Origin of the sequence: Streptomyces sp. NPDC051909 (assembly GCF_040681095.1) — a bacterium.
Classification (GTDB): Bacteria; Actinomycetota; Actinomycetes; order Streptomycetales; family Streptomycetaceae; genus Streptomyces.
Map to the genome: position 1 here is coordinate 77,395 of NZ_JBFAYA010000001.1, position 23,679 is coordinate 101,073.

Sequence of the window (23,679 nt, forward strand, 5' to 3'; positions counted from 1 at the left end):
AACGGGAACGGCGAGGCGCCCCGCCGCGCGCACCCCGCTTCGCGCGGTACCTTCGGGCACCGGCCGGAACTCGGAACCGGTCGGTACCCCCGAAACGAACCGCCCGCAGAGTGGAGTCAGACGTGAGCGTCAGCGTCAGGACGTCGACCGACGGAACCGACCCCTTCGGTACCGCACGGCTCCGCAGAGGCGTGCTCGACGCGTGGGCGGCCGGTGGGGCGCGGTTCCGGGAGGACGCCAACGCCGAGGAGGACCTGGTCCTCGGCGGCTACCGGGACCGGCTCGTCGTCGAGCTGGCGCAGAACGCGTCGGACGCCGCCCGCCGCGCCGCCGTCACCGGCCGGCTCCGGCTCACCCTGCACGCCGCCGACGCCGACGGCCCCGCCGTGCTCGCCGCCGCCAACACGGGCGCCCCGCTGGACGCCACGGGCGTGGAGTCGCTGTCGACCCTCCGCGCCTCCGCGAAGCGCACGGAGCGGGACACGGACGCCGGGTCCGGGGCTGTCGGCCGGTTCGGCGTCGGGTTCGCCGCCGTGCTCGCGGTCACCGACGAGCCGGCCGTGCTCGGCCGCCACGGCGGCGTCCGCTGGTCGCTCGCCGAGGCCCGCGAGCTGGCCGCCGACGTGGCCCGGCACAGCCCGGGCCTGGGCGACGAACTGCGCCGCCGGGACGGCCACGTACCGCTCCTGCGGCTGCCGCTGCCCGCCGAGGGCACCGCGCCCGACGGGTACGACACGGTCGTCGTCCTGCCGCTGCGGGACGCCGCCGCCGAGGGCCTGGCGCAGCGGCTGCTCGACGCCGTCGACGACGCGCTGCTGCTCACCCTCCCCGGCCTCACCGAGGTCGTCGTCGAGACCCCGGAGGGCACCCGTACCCTCACCCGGGACGACCGCGACGGCTACACCCACATCGCCGACTCCGCCGCCGGCACCCGCCGCTGGCGCACCGTCAGCCATGCCGGCCCGCTCGACCCGGCCCTGCTGAAGGACCGCCCGACCGAGGAGCGGCTGCGCCCGCACTGGTCGGTCACCTGGGCCGTACCGGTGGACGGGGACGGCGCGCCGCAGTTCCCGCGCACCGCGCCGGTCGTGCACGCGCCGACGCCCACCGACGAGCCGCTGGGCATCCCGGCGCTGCTCATCGCGTCGTTCCCGCTGGACACCGCGCGCCGCCACCCGGCGCCCGGGCCGCTCACGGACTTCCTGGTGGAGAAGGCGGGCGAGGCGTACGCGGAGCTGCTCGCCGACTGGCAGCCGGTGAGCACCGGCACCCTCGACCTCGTCCCCGGCCCGCTCGGCAAGGGCGTGCTCGACGGGGCGCTGCGCGGGGCGGTCCTGGAGCGGCTGCCACGGGTCGCGTTCCTGGCGCCGGCCGCCGCGTCGGAGGAACTGCCCGCGCTGCGCCCGATCGAGGCGGAGGTCGTGGAGGGCGCGGGCGCGGAGACCGTCGCCGTGCTCGCGGAGGTGTTCCCGACGCTGCTGCCGGCGGGTCTGGAGCGCCGGGTCGAGCTGCGCACGCTGGGCGTCGGGCGGCTGCCGCTGACCGAGGCGATCGACCGGCTCGCGGGCGTCGAGCGGGCCCCGGACTGGTGGTGGCGGCTCTACGACTCGCTGGCCGGGGTCGACCCGGACCGGCTGACCGGCCTGCCGGTGCCGCTGCTCGGCGAGGCCGGGTCGGGCCGGGTCCGCACCACCGTCGGGCCCCGCCAGGTCCTGCTGCCGCAGGAGCACACCCCCGTCGACCTGGCCCGGCTCGGTCTGAAGGTCGCCCACCCGGACGCGGCGCATCCGGTCCTGGAGAAGCTGGGCGCCGTACCGGCGACGCCGCGCGCTGTGCTCACCACGCCGCAGGTGCGGGCGGCGGTCGCCGGCTCGCTCGACGCGGGGGAGATCTGGGACGAGGACGCCGACACGCTCGACGCGGACGAGCTCGCCGACACCGTGCTCGCGCTCGTACGGGACGCGGACCTGGCGCCCGGCGACGAGCCGTGGCTCGGGGCGCTCGCCCTGCCCGACGAGGACGGGGAGCCGGCCCCGGCGGGCGAGCTCGTCATGCCGGGTTCGGCCTTCGCGTCGGTGATGCGGGAGGACGAACTCGCCTTCGTGGACGCGGAGCTCGCCGAGCGCTGGGGCGAGCAGCCGCTCGCCGCGTGCGGGGTGCTCGCCGGGTTCCAGCTGGTGCGGGCCGCGGACCTGGTGCTCGACCCGGACGAGCTGGAGCCGCGCGAGGGCGACTTCGCGGAGCCGGACGACGCGGGGCTGCTCGACGCGGTCGACGTGTGGTGCGAGGACGTGCTCGACCGGCTGCCCGAGGCGCCGGTGCCGCCGGTGGCGACGGAGATCGTGGCGGTACGGGACCTGGACCTGGTCGACGACGACGCCTGGCCGCGGGCCCTCGCGCTGCTCGCGCAGCCGCCGCTGCGGGACGCGCTGACCCAGCCCGTACGGGTGCTGCTGCCGGACGGCACGACGGAGACGGTCCGCTCGTACACGGCGTGGTGGCTGCGCGACCACCCGGTCCTCGACGGGCGGCGGCCCGCCGGTCTGCGGGCGGCCGGCACGGATCCGCTGCTCATCGGTCTGTACGACTCGGCCGACGCGACCGGCTTCGAGGACGAGCAGGTGCTGCGGGCCCTCGGCGTGCGCACCTCGGTGTCCGCGCTGCTCGACGAGCCGGGCGGCGCGGCGGAGCTCCTGGGCCGGCTCGCCGACCCGTCCCGCGAGGTCTCCGGCACCCAACTGCACGCCCTCTACACGGCCCTGGCCGATCTCGACCCGGAGCAGGTGACGCTGCCGGACGAGCTGCGGGCGGTGGTCGACGGCGAGCTGGTGGTGGTCGACGCGGCCGACGCGCTGGTCGCCGACGCGCCCGATCTGCTGCCCCTCGCCGCGGGTCTGCCGCTGCTGCCGGTCGCCCCGGCCCGGGCCGCGGAGCTCGCCGAGCTGTTCCAGGTGCGCCGCCTGAGCGAGGCGGTCCCGGCCGAGGTCACCACGACGGGCGAGGAACACGAGGTCCCCTCCTCGGTCCACGCCCTCCTCGGCCCGGCCACCCCCGCCACGTACGTCGAACACGAGGAGCTCCGCGCCGCCGGCACCGAACTCGACTGGCGCCGCACCCCCGACGGCGTCATCCACGCCGCCACCCTGGAGGGCGTCGCCGCCGGCCTGGCCTGGGCGGCCGGCCAGTGGCCCCGCCGCTTCGAGGTCGCGGCCCTCCTGGAGGACCCGTCACGGACGTCGGAGCTGGCGCGGGACCGCTGGTTCGACTGAGCGGATCCGGTACGTCAGTTCTTGCGGAGGCGGCCGAGGAACACGGCGGCCGCGCCGAGGACGACGACCGCGCCGCCGATGACGGCGAGGGTGGTCGTGCCCGAGGAACCGGTGTCGGCGAGGTTCCCGCCGGCGGCGACGGCCGTCGGCGAGGACGAGCTCGACACCGTGGCCGAGGGAGTGGGTGTCGAGCTCGGGGCCGCGGTGGCCGTCGGGGGCGCCGTGGCAGTGGCGGTGGCCGTCGGTGCCGGCGTCCTGGTCGGGGTCTTCGTCGGCGTGGGCGTGGAGGTCTTCGTCGGCGTCGGCCGGATGTCCGGGTGCTTGATGCGGAAGGCGTCGTTGGCGTCGGCGGTCCCGAGGCAGTCGACCTCCTTGCCGGTGTCCGGGAAGCGGTAGACGTCCGCGAACGCACCCGAGAACGCGAACTCCGCCCCGGTGAGGTCGGCGGGGAGCTTGCCCTCCGCCTGGATGCGCAGGTCGTACGTCCTGGTCTCCCCGGCCTTGAGCAGACCGATCTCGTCGACGCCGGCAAGCCCCGTCCCCAGGTCGTGCCAGCTGCCGTCGGCTGCCTTCACCTGGGCCTTCACGTAGTCGCGCAGGTCGTACTCCGGGGACTCGACCTGACGCCACGGGTGGCCGCTCACCTTGACGCCCGTCAGGTCCTCGGCCCCGATGTTGGTCACCGTGCCCTTGACGGGCTGCCAGCCGCTGCCCGCGACCAGCGGATCGGCGATCACGTCCACCTTCGCCGTGAGCGACTTCTGCTCGTAGTCCCCGTGGGCGGTGGAGACATCCGTGCAGGAGGGCAGAGCCGCGGGGGGCTCCGCGGCATGTCCGGCGGGTACGGCGAGGAACAGCACGGCGGTGGTGCATGCCACGGTGGCGGCCGGGCGGAGTCTCATCGGAGGTTTCCTTCCATAGGTGTGCGCACTGGGAGGACAACCAGGAGGTTCGAACGGTTGCACTGTGCCCGGCGCGGGACCCGCAGGTCCGACCGAGGGGCCGCTCCCGGATTCCCCTTGCGCCGATAGTCTGCGCGCAGATAATCTCTGCATAGAGCAAGTCGCACGTACACGCACGCGTACGAACAACGGGAGACCACCATGTGGACGTACGAGCACTCCGTCGAGACCGACGCCGCTCCCGAGGCGATCTGGCGCCTGTGGGCCGATGTGGAGAACTGGGGCACCTGGAACGCCGACATCGCGGACGTCCGGATCGACGGCCCCTTCGTGCCGGGCGCCCGGATCGAGATGACCCCGGTCGGTGACGACCCGGTGCACCTGGTCGTCACCGAGACCGTCGACGGTGAACTGTTCGTGGACGAGGCGCGGTTCGGCGGACTCGTGCTGCGCACCGAGCACTGGATCGAGCGCGGCGAGACGCTGCCGACCCGCGTGACGTACCGCATGCGGATCACCGGCGACGGCGTCGGCGAACTCGGCCCGCGGATCGGCCCCGCAGTCACGGGGGACTGGCCCGAGACCGTGGCCGCGCTGATCGAGCGGGCGCGGGGCTGATGGCCCTCGGCCCGGGGGAGAGCCCCGGATTCCTGCTCTGGCACGCCACGCTGCGCTGGCAGCGCGACATCGCCGCGGCATTGGCGCCCCTCGGGCTCACGCACGTGCAGTTCGTCCTGCTCGCCTGCGCCTGGTGGCTGAACGCCCGCGGCGAACGGCCCAACCAGCAGACCCTGGCCCGCCAGGCCGGCACCGACGTCAAGATGACCTCGCAGGTCGTGCGGGCCCTGGAGGCCAAGGGGCTGATCGAGCGCGAGACCGACCCCGCCGACACCCGCGCGAAGCGCCTGCGCGTCACCGAGGCCGGCGCCGGACTCGCGCCCCGCGCCGTCGAGGCCGTCGAGGCCGTCGACGCGCGCTTCTTCGAGCCGGTCCCGGTCGAAGAGGCTGTGACCCTCCTTGGCCGACTGGCCCGCGTGGCGGAGGCCTGACGGGCCGGCGGCGGCGCTGACGCGGCCGGGCCGGGGCCGGCGGGCGGACCTCCCGCGCCGGTCGGCACTCATCCCGTCTGCCGGGCCGACCTGTACGCCTTCCTACGCCTTCCTACGCCTTCCGGGCCGGCGGTCCCATCGGGTTCGGGAAGGGGATGGTGCCCGAGTCGAGCACCTCGTCGGCCAGGACGCCCAGCAGCGCCACCGTCCGGTCGGCCTCGGCCGGGGAGAGCGCCGCCGCGTACGGGCGGGCGGCGAGGGTGTCGGTGCGGGACTCGATGTGGGTGCGCAGGGCGCGGGCCGCGGGGTTCGGCAGGCCCGCGGGGTCGAGGAGGCCGCGGGCGGCGAGGCGGGCGGCGGCGGACCGCCAGGCCCGTCGGGCGAACTCCGCGTTCATGGTGGCGTCGAAGGACATGGGGGACGCTGGGGCGTGTCCGTCACGCCGGGAAGCGCCGCCCCACCCACTGCCACGCGAACTCGAGCACCGCCGAGCCCGCCGCCGCGACGGCGACCGCCGTCCACGGCATCGTCACCCCGACCAGCTTCAGTGCGAAGAAGTCCTGCAGCCAGGGCACGACGAGGACGAGCAGGAAGGCGCCGCCCATGGCCGCGACCAGGGCGATGCGCCACCATGTGTAGGGGCGGGCGATGATCGCGAGGACCCACATGGAGACCAGGAAGAGGGTGAGGGTCGCGGCGCTGGTCTCGGCGTCGAGCGCGCCGGGGCCGGTGTAGTGGTGCCGGGCCAGGAGGTACGTGGCGAAGGTGGCCGCCGCCGCGATGACGCCGGCCGGGATCGCGTACCGCATCACCCGCCGTACGAAGTGCGGTTTGGCCCGCTCCCTGTTGGGGGCGAGGGCCAGGAAGAAGGCCGGGACGCCGATGGTGAGGGTGGACAGCAGGGTCAGGTGCCGGGGCAGGAAGGGGTACTCGACCTGGCTGACCACCACCAGGATCGCGAGCAGCACCGAGTAGACCGTCTTCGTCAGGAAGAGGGTCGCCACCCGGGTGATGTTGCCGATCACCCGGCGCCCCTCGCCGACCACCGACGGCAGCGTCGCGAACGAGTTGTTGAGCAGCACGATCTGCGCGACGGCCCGGGTCGCCTCGGAGCCGGAGCCCATGGAGACGCCGATGTCGGCGTCCTTGAGCGCGAGGACGTCGTTGACGCCGTCGCCCGTCATCGCGACCGTGTGCCCGCGCGACTGGAGCGCCGCGACCATCTCGCGCTTCTGCTGCGGGGTGACCCGGCCGAAGACGGTGCCCGCGTCGAGGGCCTTCGCCATCTCGTCGCGGTCGGTCGGGAGCGTGCGCGCGTCGACGGTGTTCTCCGCGCCGGGCAGGCCGAGCTTGCCGGCGACGGCGCCGACCGAGACCGCGTTGTCGCCGGAGATCACCTTGGCGGTGACGTTCTGCTCGGCGAAGTACGCGAGGGTGTCGGCGGCGTCCGGCCGCAGCCGCTGCTCCAGGACGACCAGCGCGGAGGCCCGCGCGTCCTTCGCCACGTCCGGCGAGTCGAGCTCGTGGGCGGTACGGGCGAGCAGCAGGACCCGCAGTCCCTGCTCGTTCAGCCGGTCGACCTCCGCGAGGGACGGGTCCCCGGCCGGGAGCAGCACGTCGGGCGCGCCGAGCAGCCAGGTCGAGTTCTCGCCGTCGCCCTCGCTGAACGCCGCCCCGCTGTACTTGCGCGCCGACGAGAACGGCAGCGACTCCGTACACCGCCAGTCCACCGAGTCCGGATAGGCGTCCACGATGGCCTGGAGGGAGGCGTTGGGCCGCGGGTCGGACTCGCCGAGCGCGCCGAGCACCTTCCGTACGTACGCCTCCTCCGAGCCGTTCAGCATGCGCAGCCCGGTGACGTCCATGCCGCCCTCGGTGAGCGTGCCGGTCTTGTCGAGGCAGACCACGTCGACCCGGGCGAGGCCCTCGATGGCGGGCAGCTCCTGCACGAGGCACTGTTTGCGGCCGAGCCGGATCACGCCGATCGCGAAGGCGACGGAGGTGAGGAGGACGAGCCCCTCGGGGATCATCGGGACGATGCCGCCGACGGTGCGGGCGACGGACTCCTTGAAGTCGTTGTCCTTGACGACGAGCTGGCTGATGACGAGCCCGAGCGCGGTCGGGATCATCATCCACGTCACGTACTTGAGGATGGTGGAGATGCCGGTGCGCAGCTCGGAGTGGACGAGGGTGAAGCGGGAGGCCTCCTCGGCGAGCTGGGCGGCGTAGGCCTCGCGGCCGACCTTGGTGGCGGTGAAGGCGCCGCCGCCGGCGACGACGAAGGAGCCGGACATCATCCGGTCGCCGGGCTTCTTCACGACGGGGTCGGCCTCGCCGGTGAGCAGGGACTCGTCGACCTCCAGGCTGTCGGCCTCGGCGACCGCGCCGTCGACGACGATCTTGTCGCCGGGGCCGAGTTCGATGAGGTCGCCGAGGACGATCTCGGAGGTGGAGACCTCGGCGGCGACGCCGTCCCGACGCACCGTCGGCTTCGCCTCGCCGATGACGGCGAGCCCGTCGAGGGTCTTCTTGGCGCGCAGTTCCTGGACGATGCCGATGCCGGTGTTGGCGATGATCACGAAGCCGAAGAGGCTGTCCTGAATCGGCGCGACGAAGAGCATGATCACCCACAGCACGCCGATGATCGCGTTGAAGCGGGTGAAGACGTTGCCGCGGACGATGTCGGTGGTGGAGCGGGAGCTCCGTACGGGTACGTCGTTGACCTCGCCGCGCGCGACCCGCTCGGCGACCTCGGCGGCGGTCAGGCCGTGCGGGCGGTGCACGACGGCGGTGCCGGCCGATGGTCCCGCCGTCGCCGCTGCCGGGACCTCGCCGTCGTCCGTGTCGATCTTCGCCCGCTGCGTCATGGTTTCGACGGTACGACCGGACGCGGCCGCCCACCCGCCGAGAAGTCCGAAGATCAGACCGGGGGAGGAGGGGAAAGGTCCTCAGGTACTACGCGTCGTCGTCGGACGCCTGCCGGGCCGCGTGCCGCTTGATCGCCGCGTCCCGCTTCCGTACGTACCAGATGCCGATCAGGCCGAGACCGGCGCCGGCCAGGCAGGTCCACACCCACGAGGTCAGGTCCCGGTCGGCGAACCAGCCGTAGAACGGGATCTGGACGAGGAACAGGACGAACCAGAGGATCGTGCCGCCCGTGATGGTGGCGACGACGGGCCCCTCCAGGGGCTCGGGTGCCTCGTGCTTCGGTGTCCACTTCGCCATGGGAGGCAGTCTAGGCGCCGGAATCAGGGGTCTACGCGCGGAGATGGACTCCCCCTCGTTCATGTGTTCATACTGAAACGGTTTGCCTCTGGCGGGTTCCCTTCGTATGAACCGCCAAATTTGACCATACGAGGACAACCCATGAGCACCACGGCCCCCGCCAAGGCCACTTCCCCGGAACCGTCCGCGCCGCAGGACCAGCGGCCCGTCTCCGGTCTCGACCGCTTCTTCAGGATCTCCGAGCGCGGCTCCACCGTCGCCCGTGAGGTTCGCGGCGGCTTCGCCACCTTCTTCGCGATGGCCTACATCATCGTGCTGAACCCGATCATCCTCGGCAGCGCCAAGGACATGTACGGGCACCAGCTCGACAGCGGCCAGCTCGTGACCGCGACCGTCGTGACGGCCGCCTTCACGACCCTCCTCATGGGCGTCATCGGCAACGTGCCGATCGCGCTCGCCGCCGGCCTCGGCGTGAACACCGTCGTCGCGCTCCAGCTCGCGCCGAGGATGTCCTGGCCGGACGCCATGGGCATGGTGGTCCTGGCCGGCATCGTGGTGATGCTCCTGGTCGCGACCGGTCTGCGCGAGCGCGTGATGAACGCGGTCCCGGTCGGTCTGCGCAAGGCCATCGCGATCGGCATCGGCCTCTTCATCATGCTGATCGGACTGGTCGACTCGGGCTTCGTCTCCCGGATCCCGGACGCCGCCCACACCACCGTCCCGCTGCAGCTCGGCGGCGACGGGCACCTCATGGGCTGGCCGGTGCTCGTCTTCATCCTGGGCACCCTGCTCACCCTCGCGCTGATCGTCCGCAAGGTGCCGGGCGCCATCCTCATCTCGATCGTCGTGATGACCGTGGTCGCGGTGGTCGTCAACGCCGTCGCCGACATCCCCTCCTGGGGTCTGACCACCCCGGAGTGGCCCGGCAACCCGGTCGCCAGCCCCGACTTCGGCCTCTTCGGGCAGTTCAGCCTGTTCGGCGGCTTCCACAAGGTCGGCGTGCTGACCGGCGTCCTCTTCGTCTTCACCGTGCTGCTGTCCTGCTTCTTCGACGCCATGGGCACGATCCTCGGCGTCGGCGACGAGGCCGAGCTGATGGACGAGGACGGCAACTTCCCGGGCATCAACAAGGTCCTGCTGGTCGACGGCCTCGCGGTCGCCTCCGGCGGTGCCACCTCGTCCTCGGCCACCACCTGCTTCGTGGAGTCCACGGCCGGTGTCGGCGAGGGCGCCCGCACGGGTCTGGCCTCGGTGGTGACCGGCGCGCTGTTCTCGGTCGCGCTGTTCCTCACGCCGCTCGCCACGATGGTGCCCTCGCAGGCGGCGACCCCCGCCCTGCTGGCGGTGGGCTTCCTGATCCTGGCCGGTTCGGTCAAGGAGATCGACTGGAGCGACTACACCATCGCGATGCCGGCCTTCCTGGCGATGGTGATGATGCCGTTCACGTACTCGATCACCAACGGCATCGGCATCGGCTTCATCGCCTTCAGCGTGCTGCGGCTCGCCGCGGGCCGGGGCCGCGAGGTCCCGGTGGCGATGTACGTCGTGTCGGCGGTCTTCGTCTTCTACTACGCGATGCCGGCGCTGGGCCTGACCTGATCGCGGGGCGCGTCGGAGGCCCCGTAGAACTTCTCCGTCTCGTCGACGGCGGTCTTGAACCGTTCGTCGAAGTCTTCGCGAATGAGCGTCCGGACGACATAGTCCTGGACGCTCATTCCGCGTTTGGCGGCGTGGGCGCGGAGCCGTTCGAGCAGCTCTCCGTCGATGCGCAGGCTGAGCACGGTCGAATCCATGCCCGTCAGGTTCGCGCCACGGAAGGCCTTCGCGCGTCACTTTCCGGATCGCTCTCACTCATTTGGGTGACAGATTGCGACGGAAGGTTTTCGATTGGTCTTTAGAGAGAGTAATGAGTTACGCTAAGGACATGCCTGACCTGTCCCCTGGCACCGCCGAGGATGCCGCGGCCGTGAACGCGCTCCGCAGCGCTGTCATGCGCCTTGGCCGACGCCTCAAGCACCAGCGCGTCGACGAATCGCTGAGCCCCACCGAGATGTCGGTGCTCGGCACCCTGTCGCTCTGCGGCTCGGCCACCCCCGGTGAGCTGGCCCGCAAGGAGCACGTCCAGCCGCCGTCGATGACGCGCATCGTCGCGCTGCTCGAGGCCAAGGGCCTGGTCAAGCTGGAGCCGCACCCCGACGACCGCCGGCAGAAGGTGGTCAGCCAGACCGAGCAGGCCGAGGCCATGCTCGAGGAGTCCCGCCGCAAGCGGAACGCCTGGCTGGCCTCCCTCGCCGAGGGTCTGGACGAGGACGAGTGGGCGAAGCTGCGCGCCGCCGCTCCGGTCCTGGAGAAGCTCGCCCACCTGTAGACCAACCCGAGGCGCCAAGGAGGCGACGCACTTTGAGTACGGGACCCGGAGCAGACTCCGCACCCGTCCACAAACCCACCACCGACCCCCGTCGGGGCGACCGGAGCAAGGGGACCTTCTCCTCGCTCGGGATCCGGAACTACCGGCTGTTCTTCACCGGAGCGATCGTCTCCAACACCGGTACGTGGATGGCCCGGATCACCCAGGACTGGCTGGTCCTGAGCCTCACCGGCTCCGCCGCCGCCGTCGGCATCACGACGGCCCTCCAGTTCCTGCCGATGCTGCTGTTCGGCCTGTACGGCGGCGTCATCGCCGACCGCCTCCCGAAGCGGCGCCTGCTCCTGGTCAGCCAGGCCGCGCTCGGCCTGTGCGGACTGACCCTCGCCGTACTGACCCTGACCGGACACGTCCAGGTCTGGCACGTCTATCTGATCGCCTTCCTGCTCGGCATGGTCACCGTCGTCGACAACCCGACCCGGCAGTCGTTCGTCTCCGAGCTGGTCGGCCCGGCGCAGCTGCGCAACGCGGTCTCGCTGAACTCGGCGAACTTCCAGTCCGCCCGGCTCGTCGGCCCCGCCGTCGCGGGTCTCATGATCGCCTCGATCGGCAGCGGCTGGGCCTTCCTGATCAACGGCCTCTCCTTCCTCGCGCCGATCGGCGCCCTGCTGCTGATGCGCACGAGCGAGCTGCACAAGGTGGAGCGCGTCCCGCGCGGCAAGGGCCAGCTGCGTGAGGGTCTGCGCTATGTCGCCGGGCGGCCGGACCTGATCTGGCCGATCGTCCTGGTCGGCTTCATCGGCACCTTCGGCTTCAACTTCCCGATCTGGCTGACCGCCTTCTCGGAGGAGATCTTCCACGTCGGCGCCGGTACGTACGGCTTCCTCAACACGCTCATGGCGGCCGGCTCCCTGGTGGGCGCGCTGCTCGCGGCCCGGCGCGGCTCGACCCGGCTGCGGATGCTGGTGATCGCGGCGGGCGTGTTCGGCGTCCTGGAGATCGCGGCGGCGCTCTCGCCGTCCTTCTGGCTGTTCGCGCTGCTGCTCGTGCCGATCGGCATGATCGGCCTGACGGTCAACATCAGCGCCAACTCGGCCGTCCAGATGGCGACGGACCCGGCCATGCGGGGCCGGGTGATGAGCCTCTACATGATGGTCTTCGCCGGCGGCACCCCGATCGGCGCCCCACTGCTCGGCTGGGTCACCGACACCTTCGGCCCCCGGACCGGCTTCGCCACCGGCGGCCTCGTCTCCCTCGCCGCGGCGGCCGCCATCGGCCTGATCCTGGCCCGCGTCGGCGGCCTCCGCCTCTCGATGCGCTGGCACCACGGCCACCCGAGCGTCCACTTCGTCCCGCAGGAGCGCCGGGAGAGCCTGGCGACGGCGGCGTAGCCGTTTCTGTGCGAACGGGCGGACCGGCCTCGACGGCCGGTCCGCGCTTCTGCGTATCCCGCGTCCGCGGTCGTATCGATCTGTGCATTCGCCGGATGAAACGTGAAGATCCTGTGTACATTGAGCGCCGCTCAAGCATCAGGCATCAAGCGTCACAGGAGATCTCCCTTGCGCAAGCGCTCCGCCGCCATAGCCGTCGCCCTCGCCGCCGGCACCCTGGCCGCCCTCACCACCGCACCCGCCCAGGCCACCGAGTACTCCTCGGCCCTGAAGATCAAGGGCGTCCAGTACGACGCCCCGGGGCGGGACGACAACCGGTGCTCCGGCGGCAACACCGCCGCCGAGTACGTCACCATCAAGAACTACTCCCGGACCGCCACGGTGAATCTCAAGGGCTACGTGGTGAAGGACGCCGTGGGGAACACGTACGTCTTCCGGATCAACCACTACCTCCAGCCGGGCGACTACGTGCACCTGCGCGGCAACTACGGCACCGAGTCCGACGCCAAGAACGTCGCCTACCGCAACAACTGCAACTTCATCTGGAACAACGACCGCGACACCATCAAGCTGATCAAGCCGGGCGGCGCCTACGCCGACACGCACTCGTACACCAAGAGCGGCAACGACCGCGACGGCAACGGCTACATCACCTTCCACGGCTGATCCGGCCAGGTGGGTACGAGCGGCGGGTCAGACCCGCCGCTCAAGCACCTGGCCCGGCCAGGTGCCGACCGTGAAGGCCTCCGTGCGGGTGAAGCCCTGGCGTTCGTAGTAGCGGATCAGGCGGCCCTCGGTGCCCGCGAAGCAGTCGACGCGGAGGAGGGAGACACCCGCCCGGCGGGTCTCCTCGGCCGCGTGGGCGAGGAGGGCGGCGCCGACGCCGTGGCCGTGGCGGAGGCCGTCGGTCGCCAGGTAGCGCACGTACCGCTCCGGCTCGTCCGCGCGGGCCACGTACGAGCCCGGGTGCGGCGTGAGGGTGAGCGTCCCGACCGGGGCTCCGTCGATCTCGGCGATCCACGGGGTGCCCTCGGCCACCACCCGCTCGACGGCCTCCACGGTCTTCGGCCGGGCGCTGAACGGCTCGGTGCCCCACTGGGCGGTGATCCCCTGGGCGTTGAGCCAGGCCACCGCGCTGTCGAATATCGCCAGCATCGCGGGCACGTCCGCCGGCCCGCCCTGCCTGATCTTGATCCCGGTATCCATCCGGCCGAGGTTAGTCCCTGTCAGACTCGCCTCATGAGGCTTTTCGCTGCCGTCATCCCCCCGCCCGCGCAGCTCGCCGAGCTCGCCCGCGAGGTCGACCGGCTCGGCCGGCTGCCCGGCGCCGACCGGCTGCGCTGGACCGCGCGGCCCGGCTGGCACTTCACGCTCGCGTTCATGGGCGAGGTCGGTGAGGAGCTGCTCCCGGACCTGCGCGCCCGCCTCGGCCGGGCCGCCCACCGCACCGCGCCCTTCCCGCTGCGGCTGCACGGCGGCGGCCGATTCGGGCGGGCGGTGCTGTGGACCGGCGCGGCGGGCGGCCTGGACGAGCTGCGGCTGCTCGCCGAGCGGGCCGACGCCGCCGCGCGCCGCGCCGGCGTCCCGATGGACGAGCACCGCGCGTACCACCCGCACCTCACCGTCGCCCGCTCCCGCGCCGCCGACACCGACCTGCGCCCCTTCGTCACCGAGCTCACCGACTTCGAGGGCACCCGCTGGCAGGTCACCGAGCTCGCCCTGGTCCGCAGCCACCTCCCCGGCGGCGGCCCGCCGGGGAAGCAGCCTCGCTACGAGACGATCGCCACGTGGCCCCTGGGCGGAGCGGCCGAACAGGGGCGTTAACCTCGAATGGTGGACCCGAAAACCCGTAACCGGATCATGGCCGGTGTGCTCGTCCTGATGTTCGCGATCATCGCGGTGACGTCGTTGGTGGGCGGCCGGTAGCCCGTTCCGTCGCCGCTCGCCGCGGCCCTTGCCTCGAGTGGACTCCAGGCAGTTGGCTTGAAGCCATGGAGTACACGCAGCTCGGACGCACGGGACTCAAGGTCGGCCGGCTCGTCCTCGGGACGATGAACTTCGGCCCGCAGACCGACGAGTCCACCAGCCACGCGATCATGGACGCCGCGCTCGACGCGGGCCTCAACCTCTTCGACACGGCGAACGTCTACGGCCAGACCGCCGGCAAGGGCCGCACCGAGGAGATCATCGGATCCTGGTTCGCGAAGGATCCGGCGCACCGCGACAAGGTGGTGCTCGCCACCAAGGTCTACGGGAACATGGCCGACGGCACCGGCCCGGTCTGGCCCAACCACGACAAGCTGTCGGCGGTGAACATCCGGCGGGCCGTCGAGGCCAGCCTCAAGCGGCTCGGCACCGACTACATCGACGTCTACCAGTTCCACCACATCGACCGCCTGACCCCTTTCGACGAGATCTGGCAGGCCGTCGACACCCTGATCGGGCAGGGCAAGATCCTCTACGCCGGCTCCTCCAACTTCCCCGGCTACAAGATCGCCCAGGCGAACGAGGCCGCGGCCCGGCGCGGGATGGTCGGCCTGGTCAGCGAGCAGTGCCACTACAACCTCTACGAGCGGCGCGCCGAGATGGAGGTGATCCCGGCGGCCCGGGAGTACGGGCTCGGCGTCATCCCGTGGTCGCCGCTGGCCGGCGGGCTGCTCGGCGGCGTGCTCCGCAAGGAGGTCCAGGGGGGGCGCCGGGCCGGCGGGCGGACCGCCGAGCGCCTGGCCGACCCGGTGGAGCGGGCCCGGATCCAGGCGTACGAGGACCTGCTCGACAAGCACGGTCTGGACCCGGCCGAGACGGCGCTCGCCTGGCTGCTCACCCGTCCGGGCGTGACGGGCCCGATCGTCGGCCCGCGCACGCCCGAGCAGCTGGCCGGCGCGCTGCGCGCCCTCGAGCTGAAGCTGGGCGAGGAGGTCCTCACCGGCCTCGACGAGATCTTCCCCGGCCCGGGCCCGGCGCCGGAGGCCTTCGCCTGGTGACCGACCTGACCGACCCCGCCCCGTAGCCGGGTCAGACCCCGCCGAGCCAGCTGGTCGCGTCCAGGCGGAACGCGGTCTCGGCGGGGACGACCGCCCGCAGTGCGTCCTCCAGGTCGCGGAGCCGGTCCGCGCCGAGGCGGGCCGCCCAGTCGGCGCGCAGCTCGTCGAAGACGGCGGCCGAGCGGGCGAGCGCGTCGATCCCGTACGGGGTGAGGCGGACGAGTTTGCGCCGGGCGTCGCCCGGGTCGTCGGCGCGCTCGGCGTAGCCGAGGGTGAGCAGCCGGTCGACGGTCTTGCCCGCGGCCTGCTTGGAGACCCCGAGCCGCCGCCCGATGTCGCTGGCGGTCGCCCCGTAGGGGCCGGCGGCGATGGCCTGGAGGGCGAAGCCGTGCGCCGGGCGCATCTCGGGGTGCCCCTGCCGGGCCAGCTCGGCGTGCAGCCGGTCGATGAGGGTCCGGAAGCCGGCGAAGAGGAGCAGGGGCAGCTCGAAGCCGGGGGTGTCGGCGCGCCTGTCCGGAATCCCCTTGCGGCTATCGACAACCTGGTTTACGTTTTCCTCGTCGGCATGGTCAACCATGTTGTCTACTCTATCGCCAGGGGGACCGCCATGACGCTCGACGCTCTCGACCTTCCCACCCGTATCCAGCGCGCCGCCGCAACCCTCAAGGAGACCTCCCCGCACACCCTCGAAGGCTTCCTCAAGCTCAAGGAGATCTTCGATTCGACCACCCTCGACCCGCACGCCCGCGAGACCGTCATCCTCACCGTCGCCGCCCGCAACCAGTGCCACCTCTGCCTCGACATGCACGAGGCCGAGCTGGCCGCCCTCGGCCCGGCGCCCGCGCCCGAACGACTCGACGCCGTACGCCGGTTCACCCTCCAGGTGCTCGCCTCCTCGGGCGCGGTGAGCGACGCCGAGCTCGACGCCTTCCTCGCCCACGGCTACACCCGCCAGAACGCGCTCGAAGTCGTCCTCGGCATCGGCACCTACACGGTCTCGACCCTCGCCAACCGACTCGTCCGCGTCGCCTGAGGGACGTTCAGGCCCGGGGTGCGTACGGGCCGCCCACGCCCCACGCCTGGTGCAGCGCGTCCGCGAAGGCCGCGGCGAGTTTGTGCTCGCCCGTCGGGCCCGGGTGGGTGCCGTCGTAGGTGTCCGCGTGGATGTCGTACGACTCCGGGATCGTGCCGAGCAGCAGCGGCGAGGCCGCCGAGTCCAGGTCCGCGACCGTCTTCGCGAGCAGCTCGTTGAAGCGGGTGCACTCGGCGGCGAACGGCGCGTCGTACTCGGCCCGCACGTTCGGGATGACCGGCAGCATGACCGCCCGGACGTGCGGGTTCGCGGCCCGCGCGGCGGCCAGGAAGGCGCGGACGTTGTCCGCCGTCTGGTCGCTGTTGGTGTAGAAGCCCAGATCGATCAGGCCGAGTGAGACCAGCAGCACGTCGACGCGGCTCGCCGCCACCGCCTCCCCGATCAGCGGCGCCATGTGCAGCCAGCCCTCGCCCCAGCCGGCCAGATGACGGCGGGCGGCGGCCGGGAAGGCCGGGTCGGCGTAGGCGTCGGAGGTCGCCGCGTCCTCGGCCGGCTCGTACAGCGCGGTGCGCGGGCCGGTGATCTCGTACGCGCCGGGCCCGGGCAGCACGGATTCGAGGTGCTGCCACATCCGGTACCGCCAGGTGAAGTCGCCGGCGCGTCCGATGGTCATGCTGTCGCCGACGAACAGAAAACGCATGGCGCTCATTCTCGCCGAGCCCGGTGACGTCGGTAGAGGTCGGCGACGTGATCCCGGACACCGGGGGAGTCCGGCTACGAGCCCGGGCCGGTCACACTAGTCGGCGGAGCCCAGGAGGAAGTCGCGTCCTCGCCCAGGAGGCGGGCAGCCACGTCGTGGTTGGTGATCCGTCCGGCCAGGGACCGCGGGCTCACACCATGAGCGTTGACTCGGTCGGGGTCGGCGCCGGCTTCCAGCAGCCGCCGGATCGCCGTCCCTTCGCCCTGCGAACAGAACACCGCCCTCCACAACGGCGTATTGCCGTGACCATCCACGGCATCAACCGACGCGCCCGCGGCCAGGAGGACCTCGATGGCCTGCGGTGCCAGGGCCTGGGCGGCAAAATGCATCGCCGTCCAGCCCGCGGCGTCGACTGCCTCGGCGTCGGCGCCCCCGGCCAACAGCGCCTTCAGGCCTTGCGCGTCGCCGTCGGCAGCCGCGTAGTGCGCCGCGGTCCGCCCCAACCGATCCCGATCCGTCATGCGCCCCGCCCCGAGTACGGAGTCACGCGTGCAGATCTTCCAGGGACCGGGCGAACCGCACCCAAGAGGCGGGGGACAGGGTGAGGGAGCGGAAGGTGGGGTTCTTGGAGTCGCGGACATGGATGGTGGCGGTGGTGAGGGCGACCTCGACGCATTCGCCCTCGCTGCCGCTGTAGCTGCTCTTGAACCATGTGAGTTCGCTGCTCATAGTGCCTCTGCCACCTGTTCGATCAGCCTCGCGGACTCTTCCGGGGTAAGCGCCTGCGCCCGCAGGATGCCATATTTGCCGATGAGATCCGCCAGGTCAGGCTGCTCACTGACGAAGTAGCCGCCGCGGTGGCCTTCGACGTACGCGAGCTGCTGCCGCTTGGCTGTCTCCAGGATGATCAGCGGTCCGTTCAACCCGGCGTGGGTTTCGCGGTCATGGGGCATGACCTGGATCTCGACGTGGCGAAGTTGCTGGATGCCCAGGATGTGGTGCAGCTGCTGTTTGAGAACCGCCGCACCGCCGATGGGGCGCGTCAGGGCGCTGTACTCCACGACGAAGCTGACGTTCGGCGCCGGTTTGCGGTGGAAGAGTTGCTGTCGCTTCAGCCGGGCCACCGACTGCTTCTCCACCTCCTCGTCGTCATACGTCGGGTACCTGTTGCTCGTGTACACCGCCTGTGCGTACGCCTTGGTCTGTAGTGCCCCCGGAACCACATGGTTCTGGTACGCGTGCAGGGCGACCGCCTTCGCCTCCTCCTCCAGGTAGTTCTCGGTCCACTGGCGGAGTCCGTTCTCCGGGAACTCCTGCTTGGCCAGGGCGATGAGCGCGCCCTGTGCGCGCAGGACGTCGTCCGAGAGCGGTACGAACTTTCCCCTCGGGCGGCGGTCTCCCCGTTCCACCATTGCCACCTGTGACTTGGAGAACCCGAGACGCGCCCCCAACGCCTCCTGCGTCATCTCCGCTCTCTGACGGAAGAACCGCAACAGCGCCCCGAAGCCCTTGGAGCCCCGCTCCCCGACCTGCACGTCGACCTCCCCTGGTGTACAGACCCACACGAATCGCCCGCGGTGCCGGTCACATTGAACCCTGGCGTGGAATCGCCCGAACCGGAAAACGGGAAAGAAGCGTCGATCGAGTGCGCGAGCCCGTCCCGGCGGCCCGTGGCAGGCTGGTGGAATGCGATCACTGCTCGCCGTCTCCGGGGCCGCCGCTCTCGTCCTCCTCTCGGGGCCCGTCGCCGCCGCCGACGGGCCGGCCGACCGGGACTTCGTCATCGAGGACCCCCGGGTCACCGAGTCCAGCGGGCTCGCCGCGAGCCGCGCCCACCCCGGGATCTACTGGACGCACAACGACCAGGACGCGCCCCTGATCTACGGCATCGACTCCCGTACGGGGAAGACCGTCGCGACCCTGACGATGAAGGGCGTCGGCACGCCCCGGGACATGGAGGCGATCTCTGTCGGCCCGGACGGGGCCGTCTACGTCGGCGACATCGGCGACAACCTCGACGGCTCGTGGAACCACGTCTGGATCTACCGCTTCCCCGAGCCGAAGGAGCTCAGGGACCAGACGGTCAACGCCACCCAGTACGACGTGAAGTACGCCGACGGCGCGCGCAACGCCGAGGCGCTGATGGTCCATCCGAAGACCGGCCGGGTCTACATCGCCAGCAAGAACGAGGACGGCGGCGGACTCTACGCCGGCCCCGAGCGGCTCGACGCCTCCCGCACCAACGTCTTCCGTCGCATCGGGGAGGTCCCCTGGGTGACGGACGGCGCCTTCTCGCCGGACGGCGGGCGGCTGGTTCTGCGCGGCTACCTGCTCGCCAAGGAGTACGCGTGGAAGGACGGGCGCCTCGGCGACGCCGGCACGCCCGTCGGCGCGCCCTTCCAGGGCCAGGCGGAGTCGGTCACGTACACGACGGACGGCTCGGCGCTGATGTTCGGCGCGGAGGGGAAGGGCAGCCGGGTGGTGCGGGTGGAGCGGGCGTCCGGGCCCGGGCATCCGTCGGCGAAGCCGACCGGGGCGGCGCCGGGCGGCACGCCCGAGTCCCCGGCGGCCCCCGCCACCGAGGCCGGGAAGGGGAACTTCACGGTCGGCGTGATCGTGCTCGGCCTGGCGACCCTCGTCGTCGTCGGCCTGAAGCGCGTGTTCCGCAAGAGCTGAACGCACGAGGGCCCCGCACCGGACACGACCGGTGCGGGGCCCTCGTACACGTGAGAACCGCCGCGGTTACAGCTGACCGATCACGTGGTCGATGCACGCCGTCAGCGCCCGCACGTCCGCCGGGTCGATCGCCGGGAACATCGCGATGCGCAGCTGGTTGCGGCCCAGCTTGCGGTACGGCTCGGTGTCCACGATGCCGTTGGCGCGCAGCGCCTTGGCGATCGCGGCCGCGTCGATCTCGTCCGCGAAGTCGATCGTGCCGATGACCTGCGAGCGCTTCGCCGGGTCCGTCACGAACGGGGTCGCGTACTTGGACTCCTCGGCCCAGCCGTACAGCGCGTCCGAGGACTCCTTCGTACGGGACACGGCCCAGTCCAGACCGCCCTGGCCGTTGATCCACTTCAGCTGCTCGTTGAGCAGGAAGAGGGTCGCGAGCGCCGGGGTGTTGTACGTCTGGTTCTTCAGCGAGTTGTCGATCGCCGTCGGGAGCGAGAAGAACTCCGGGATGTGGCGGCCGGACGCGTGGATCTTCTGGGCGCGCTCCAGGGCGGCCGGCGAGAAGGCCGCGAGCCACAGGCCGCCGTCGGCGGCGAAGGACTTCTGCGGGGCGAAGTAGTAGACGTCGGTCTCGGTGATGTCGACCGGCAGACCGCCCGCGCCCGAGGTCGCGTCCACGAGGACGAGCGCGCCCTCGTCGGCGCCCGCGACCCGCTTCAGCGGGGTGGCGACACCGGTGGAGGTCTCGTTGTGGGTGAAGGCGTAGACGTCGACGCCGGCCTCGGCCACCGCCTCCGGGTGGGTGCCCGGGTCGGCGGAGATCACGGTCGGCTCGGCCAGCCACGGGGCCAGCTTCGCGGCCTTCGCGAACTTGGACGAGAACTCGCCGAAGGTGAGGTGCTGCGACTTGTTCTCGATGAGACCGTGCGTCGCGATGTCCCAGAAGGCGGTGGAGCCGCCGTTGCCCAGGATCACCTCGTAGCCCTCGGGCAGCGAGAAGAGGTCACGGATCCCGGCACGCACCTCGCCGACCAGGTTCTTGACCGGAGCCTGGCGGTGGGAGGTACCGAGGAGAGAGGTGCCGGTGGCGGCCAGGGCGTCCAGCGCCTCCGTACGCACCTTGGAGGGGCCCGCGCCGAAACGGCCATCGGCGGGCTTCATGTCAGCGGGAATCTGGATATCGGCCACGAGGCGGAGCGTATCGGGTCGGGGCGGCCGGGGAAGACGCCTGTCCGCCGGATGAGACGAAGACTGAGACACTGGGTAGTCGTGGGATCACACGAGGCACGCGAGGCACGCGCGGTACACGAGGCGCGCGAAGCAGACAGGGGGGCGGGGCCCGGCGCGGCCGGGGACCTCGCGGCGGCGCTGCGCTCCGCCGTCGCCGGCGACGTGGACTTCTCCGTCACCGCCCGCGCCCTGACCACCATGGACGCCTCCAACTACCGGCGCGTCCCGCTCGGCGTCGTCGCCCCGCGCGACGCCGCCGACGTGGCCGCCGCGCTCGCCGTCTGCCGCGAGCACGGGGTGCCGGTGGTCGCCCGCGGCGGCGGCACCTCGATCGGCGGACAGGCCACCGGAACGGGTGTCGTGTTCGATTTCACCCGCCACCTGGACGACGTCGTGTCCCTCGACCCGGAGGCCCGGACCGCCGTCGTCCGCCCCGGGCTCGTCCTCGACCGGCTGCGGGCCGCGGCCCGCCCGTACGGGCTGACCTTCGGCCCCGACCCGTCCACGCACTCCCGCTGCACCCTCGGCGGCATGATCGGCAACAACGCGTGCGGCGCGCACTCCGTCGCCTGGGGCACGACGGCCGACAACGTCCGCGCCCTCGACGTCCTCACCTACGACGGGCGGCGGCTGCGCCTCGGACAGGACGGGCAGGGCGCGCCCGCCGGCCTCACGGAACTGGTCGCGCGGAACCTCGCGGCGCTGCGCACCGGCTATCCGGCAGGCCTGCCGCGCCGCATCTCCGGTTACGCGCTCGACGCGCTGCTGCCCGAGCGCGGCGCGGACGTGGCCCGCTCCTTCTGCGGCAGCGAGGGGACGCTGGGGGTGGTGACGGAGGCGGAGGTGCGGCTCGTGCCGCTGCCCGCCGAGCCGGTGCTCGTCGTCCTCGGGTACGCGGACGAGAGCGCCGCGGCCGACGCGGCGGCGGGCCTGCTGCCGTACCGCCCGCTGACCGTGGAGGGCATGGCCGCCGATCTCGTACGGGGGGCTGCCGGGCTCCCGAGGGGCGCGGCCTGGCTGTTCTGCGAGGTGGACGGGACCGGCGCGGCCCGGGAGCTGGCGCGCGCGGCGGACGCCCTGGACGCGGTCGTGGTGACGGACCCGGCCGGGCAGCGGGCGCTGTGGCGGATCCGCGAGGACGCGGCGGGCACGGCGACCCGGATGAGGGACGGGGGTGAGGCCTGGCCCGGGTGGGAGGACTGCGCGGTGCCGCCGGCCCGGCTCGGGGCGTATCTGCGGGAGTTCCGGGGCCTGCTGGCCGAATTCGGCCTCCGGGGGATCCCGTACGGGCACTTCGGCGACGGCTGTGTGCACGTACGGATCGACTTCGACCTGTGGGAGGGGAAGGGCGACGGTGTACGGGTCTTCCGGCGCTTCTCGGAGGCGGTGGCCGACCTCGTGGTCGCCCACGGCGGCTCGCTCTCCGGCGAGCACGGGGACGGCAAGGCGCGGGCCGAGCTGCTGCCGAAGATGTACGGGGACGCGCTGGTGGGCCTGTTCGGTGAGGTCAAGGACCTGTGGGACCCGGACGGCGGCCTGAACCCGGGGATGCTCGTGCGGCCCGAGCCGCTGGACACCGGGCTGAGGTTCGAGGGGCTGCCGCTGGTGGGCCCGGCCGCGGGGCTCGGGCGGGAGGCTGCGCGGTGTGTCGGGGTCGCCAAGTGCCGGGTGGCGGGCCCGGGTTCGGGGCCGGGCGTGATGTGCCCCTCGTACCGGGCGACGGGGGAGGAGCGGCACTCCACGCGCGGCCGGGCGCGCCTGCTCCACGAGATGGCGCTCGGCGAGGTGATCACGGACGGGATGCGCTCGGAGGAGGTGCGCGACGCGCTCGACCTGTGCCTGTCGTGCAAGGGCTGCCGCAGCGACTGTCCGGTGGGCGTCGACATGGCCGCGTACAAGTCCCGTTTCCTGGAGGGGTATTACGCGGGCCGGTCGTGGCGGCGGCCGCGTTCGCACTGGACGATGGGCGGGCTTCCGCGCCTGCTCGACCGGTTCGGGGCGGGGCTCAACACGGCGCGTCGGCTGCCGTTCGCGGCCCGGCTCGCGGGGGTGACGCCGGAGCGGGAGCTGCCGTGGGTCGCGGAGCGCTCGTTCGTGTCGTGGTTCGGGGAGCGGGCCTCGGACCGCCCGCCCGCGCTCACCCTGTGGCCGGACACCTTCACCGACCACCTCGCCCCGCAGGTGGGCGTCGCGGCGGTACGGGTCCTGGAGGCGGCCGGTCTGGGGGTGGCGCTGCCGCCGGGCCGGGTGTGCTGCGGGCTCACGTATGTGTCGACGGGCCGGCTGGGCGCGGCGCGGCGGGTGATGCGGCGGACGCTGGACGTGATGGGGGAGGCGGTGACGGGGGAGGGGGCCCGGCCTGTGGTCGTCCTCGAACCCTCCTGCGCGGCTGCCCTGCGCACCGATCTGCCCGAGCTGCTGCCGGACGACCCGCGGGCCGCCCGACTCGCCTCCTCCGTACGGACGTTCGCGGAGGCCCTGGAGGAGCTGGCGCCCGACTGGGACCCGCCCCGCGCGGACCGCCCGGTCACCGGTCAGACCCACTGCCACCAGCATGCGGTCCTGGGTGATGCGGCTGACCGGAGGCTGCGCGAACGGGCCGGTCTGGAGGGGGAGTTGGCGGGAGGCTGTTGCGGGCTGGCCGGCAACTTCGGATTCGAGCCGGGGCACTACGAGGTGTCGACGGCCTGCGCCGAGGACCGGCTGCTGCCCGCCCTGCGGTCCGCGCCCGCGGACGCGGTCGTCCTGGCCGACGGCTTCTCCTGCCGAACGCAGATGGCGCACCTGGCACCGGAGTACCACGTGCGCCATCTGGCGGAGGTTCTTGCGGAGGAGCTGGACCGGTGAAGGTCACGGAG

24 protein-coding genes are annotated in these 23,679 nt (G+C 72.3%); 12 read left to right on the forward strand and 12 right to left on the reverse strand.

All coding sequences use genetic code 11. From position 1 onward, the window contains the following. Nucleotides 1-110: 110 nt before the first annotated feature. Nucleotides 111-3,269, forward strand: a complete 3,159-nt coding sequence (locus AB0M18_RS00425) for a molecular chaperone Hsp90 (RefSeq protein WP_365754261.1) — start codon at nt 111-113, stop codon at nt 3,267-3,269. Between the two features lie 14 nt (nt 3,270-3,283). Here AB0M18_RS00425 and AB0M18_RS00430 read toward each other — a convergent pair whose 3' ends face one another. Continuing rightward, complete coding sequence (locus AB0M18_RS00430) at nt 3,284-4,171, reverse strand: LPXTG cell wall anchor domain-containing protein (RefSeq protein WP_365754262.1); 888 nt, start codon at nt 4,169-4,171, stop codon at nt 3,284-3,286. 201 nt (nt 4,172-4,372) lie between these two features. Between AB0M18_RS00430 and AB0M18_RS00435 the strand changes: the two genes are divergently transcribed. Together AB0M18_RS00435 and AB0M18_RS00440 are read left to right on the forward strand one after the other, a co-directional pair. Then, nucleotides 4,373-4,789: an SRPBCC family protein gene (locus AB0M18_RS00435; RefSeq protein ID WP_365754263.1), complete on the forward strand. Its 417-nt coding sequence runs from the start codon at nt 4,373-4,375 to the stop codon at nt 4,787-4,789. Continuing rightward, nucleotides 4,789-5,220 carry a MarR family transcriptional regulator gene (locus AB0M18_RS00440; RefSeq protein ID WP_365754265.1) on the forward strand — a complete coding sequence of 144 codons (432 nt, stop codon included), beginning with the start codon at nt 4,789-4,791 and terminating at the stop codon, nt 5,218-5,220. The genes AB0M18_RS00435 and AB0M18_RS00440 overlap by 1 nt, the downstream gene beginning before the upstream one ends. A gap of 112 nt (nt 5,221-5,332) precedes the next feature. On the opposite strand, the gene AB0M18_RS00445 is transcribed toward AB0M18_RS00440, so the two are convergent. The 3 genes from AB0M18_RS00445 to AB0M18_RS00455 all read right to left on the reverse strand — a co-directional run bounded on the left by AB0M18_RS00445 (nt 5,333) and on the right by AB0M18_RS00455 (nt 8,445). Next, nucleotides 5,333-5,635 (reverse strand): hypothetical protein, encoded by a 303-nt coding sequence (locus AB0M18_RS00445; RefSeq protein ID WP_365754267.1) that lies wholly within the window; start codon nt 5,633-5,635, stop codon nt 5,333-5,335. A gap of 22 nt (nt 5,636-5,657) precedes the next feature. After that, complete coding sequence (locus AB0M18_RS00450; protein ID WP_365754269.1) at nt 5,658-8,087, reverse strand: cation-translocating P-type ATPase; 2,430 nt, start codon at nt 8,085-8,087, stop codon at nt 5,658-5,660. An 88-nt stretch (nt 8,088-8,175) separates the two neighbouring features. Continuing rightward, nucleotides 8,176-8,445 carry a DUF2530 domain-containing protein gene (locus AB0M18_RS00455; RefSeq protein WP_365754271.1) on the reverse strand — a complete coding sequence of 90 codons (270 nt, stop codon included), beginning with the start codon at nt 8,443-8,445 and terminating at the stop codon, nt 8,176-8,178. A gap of 141 nt (nt 8,446-8,586) precedes the next feature. Here AB0M18_RS00455 and AB0M18_RS00460 point away from each other — a divergent pair, with 141 nt between their 5' ends. Next, nucleotides 8,587-10,044: an NCS2 family permease gene (locus AB0M18_RS00460; RefSeq protein WP_365754272.1), complete on the forward strand. Its 1,458-nt coding sequence runs from the start codon at nt 8,587-8,589 to the stop codon at nt 10,042-10,044. Here AB0M18_RS00460 and AB0M18_RS00465 read toward each other — a convergent pair. Further along, the gene (locus AB0M18_RS00465; protein ID WP_362523300.1) at nt 10,014-10,238 is read right to left on the reverse strand and encodes a ribbon-helix-helix protein, CopG family; all 225 of its coding nucleotides are present in this window, start codon (nt 10,236-10,238) and stop codon (nt 10,014-10,016) included. The two genes, AB0M18_RS00460 and AB0M18_RS00465, sit on opposite strands and share 31 nt — an antisense overlap. A 131-nt stretch (nt 10,239-10,369) precedes the next feature. On the opposite strand from AB0M18_RS00465, the gene AB0M18_RS00470 reads away from it, so the two are divergent. The 3 genes from AB0M18_RS00470 to AB0M18_RS00480 all read left to right on the forward strand — a co-directional run bounded on the left by AB0M18_RS00470 (nt 10,370) and on the right by AB0M18_RS00480 (nt 12,867). After that, entirely contained in the window at nt 10,370-10,813 is a 444-nt protein-coding gene (locus AB0M18_RS00470; protein ID WP_365754274.1) for a MarR family transcriptional regulator, read from the forward strand. Nucleotides 10,814-10,845: 32 nt separating this feature from the next. Continuing rightward, nucleotides 10,846-12,201, forward strand: a complete 1,356-nt coding sequence (locus AB0M18_RS00475) for an MFS transporter (protein ID WP_365754276.1) — start codon at nt 10,846-10,848, stop codon at nt 12,199-12,201. Between the two features lie 168 nt (nt 12,202-12,369). Next, complete coding sequence (locus AB0M18_RS00480) at nt 12,370-12,867, forward strand: lamin tail domain-containing protein (protein WP_365754278.1); 498 nt, start codon at nt 12,370-12,372, stop codon at nt 12,865-12,867. Between the two features lie 27 nt (nt 12,868-12,894). On the opposite strand, the gene AB0M18_RS00485 is transcribed toward AB0M18_RS00480, so the two are convergent. Continuing rightward, complete coding sequence (locus AB0M18_RS00485; RefSeq protein ID WP_365754280.1) at nt 12,895-13,407, reverse strand: GNAT family N-acetyltransferase; 513 nt, start codon at nt 13,405-13,407, stop codon at nt 12,895-12,897. Between the two features lie 33 nt (nt 13,408-13,440). Between AB0M18_RS00485 and thpR the strand changes: the two genes are divergently transcribed. Then, entirely contained in the window at nt 13,441-14,025 is a 585-nt protein-coding gene (thpR, locus tag AB0M18_RS00490; protein WP_365754281.1) for an RNA 2',3'-cyclic phosphodiesterase, read from the forward strand. 167 nt (nt 14,026-14,192) lie between these two features. Then, complete coding sequence (locus tag AB0M18_RS00495; RefSeq protein ID WP_365754283.1) at nt 14,193-15,185, forward strand: aldo/keto reductase; 993 nt, start codon at nt 14,193-14,195, stop codon at nt 15,183-15,185. A 31-nt stretch (nt 15,186-15,216) separates the two neighbouring features. Here AB0M18_RS00495 and AB0M18_RS00500 read toward each other — a convergent pair whose 3' ends face one another. Continuing rightward, nucleotides 15,217-15,762, reverse strand: coding sequence for a MarR family winged helix-turn-helix transcriptional regulator (locus tag AB0M18_RS00500; protein ID WP_365754284.1), 546 nt, complete (start codon nt 15,760-15,762; stop codon nt 15,217-15,219). Nucleotides 15,763-15,792: 30 nt separating this feature from the next. On the opposite strand from AB0M18_RS00500, the gene AB0M18_RS00505 reads away from it, so the two are divergent. Beyond that, a complete protein-coding gene (locus tag AB0M18_RS00505; protein WP_365754286.1) occupies nt 15,793-16,218 on the forward strand; it encodes a carboxymuconolactone decarboxylase family protein in 426 nt (141 codons plus the stop codon). 7 nt (nt 16,219-16,225) lie between these two features. On the opposite strand, the gene AB0M18_RS00510 is transcribed toward AB0M18_RS00505, so the two are convergent. The 4 genes from AB0M18_RS00510 to AB0M18_RS00525 all read right to left on the reverse strand — a co-directional run bounded on the left by AB0M18_RS00510 (nt 16,226) and on the right by AB0M18_RS00525 (nt 18,453). Further along, on the reverse strand, nt 16,226-16,918 hold the full coding sequence (locus AB0M18_RS00510) for a GDSL-type esterase/lipase family protein (RefSeq protein ID WP_365754287.1): 693 nt from the start codon (nt 16,916-16,918) through the stop codon (nt 16,226-16,228). Nucleotides 16,919-16,992: 74 nt separating this feature from the next. Then, on the reverse strand, nt 16,993-17,439 hold the full coding sequence (locus AB0M18_RS00515) for an ankyrin repeat domain-containing protein (protein ID WP_365754289.1): 447 nt from the start codon (nt 17,437-17,439) through the stop codon (nt 16,993-16,995). A gap of 22 nt (nt 17,440-17,461) precedes the next feature. After that, nucleotides 17,462-17,647: a DUF397 domain-containing protein gene (locus tag AB0M18_RS00520; protein WP_365754291.1), complete on the reverse strand. Its 186-nt coding sequence runs from the start codon at nt 17,645-17,647 to the stop codon at nt 17,462-17,464. Next, entirely contained in the window at nt 17,644-18,453 is an 810-nt protein-coding gene (locus AB0M18_RS00525) for a helix-turn-helix transcriptional regulator (RefSeq protein WP_365754292.1), read from the reverse strand. The genes AB0M18_RS00520 and AB0M18_RS00525 overlap by 4 nt, the downstream gene beginning before the upstream one ends. 151 nt (nt 18,454-18,604) lie before the next feature. Between AB0M18_RS00525 and AB0M18_RS00530 the strand changes: the two genes are divergently transcribed. Next, complete coding sequence (locus AB0M18_RS00530; protein WP_365754294.1) at nt 18,605-19,594, forward strand: WD40 repeat domain-containing protein; 990 nt, start codon at nt 18,605-18,607, stop codon at nt 19,592-19,594. A 66-nt stretch (nt 19,595-19,660) separates the two neighbouring features. Here AB0M18_RS00530 and serC read toward each other — a convergent pair whose 3' ends face one another. Further along, complete coding sequence (gene serC, locus AB0M18_RS00535) at nt 19,661-20,779, reverse strand: phosphoserine transaminase (protein WP_365754295.1); 1,119 nt, start codon at nt 20,777-20,779, stop codon at nt 19,661-19,663. Nucleotides 20,780-20,830: 51 nt separating this feature from the next. Here serC and AB0M18_RS00540 point away from each other — a divergent pair, with 51 nt between their 5' ends. Further along, on the forward strand, nt 20,831-23,668 hold the full coding sequence (locus tag AB0M18_RS00540) for an FAD-binding and (Fe-S)-binding domain-containing protein (protein ID WP_365754296.1): 2,838 nt from the start codon (nt 20,831-20,833) through the stop codon (nt 23,666-23,668). The last annotated feature ends 11 nt before the right edge of the window (nt 23,669-23,679 follow it).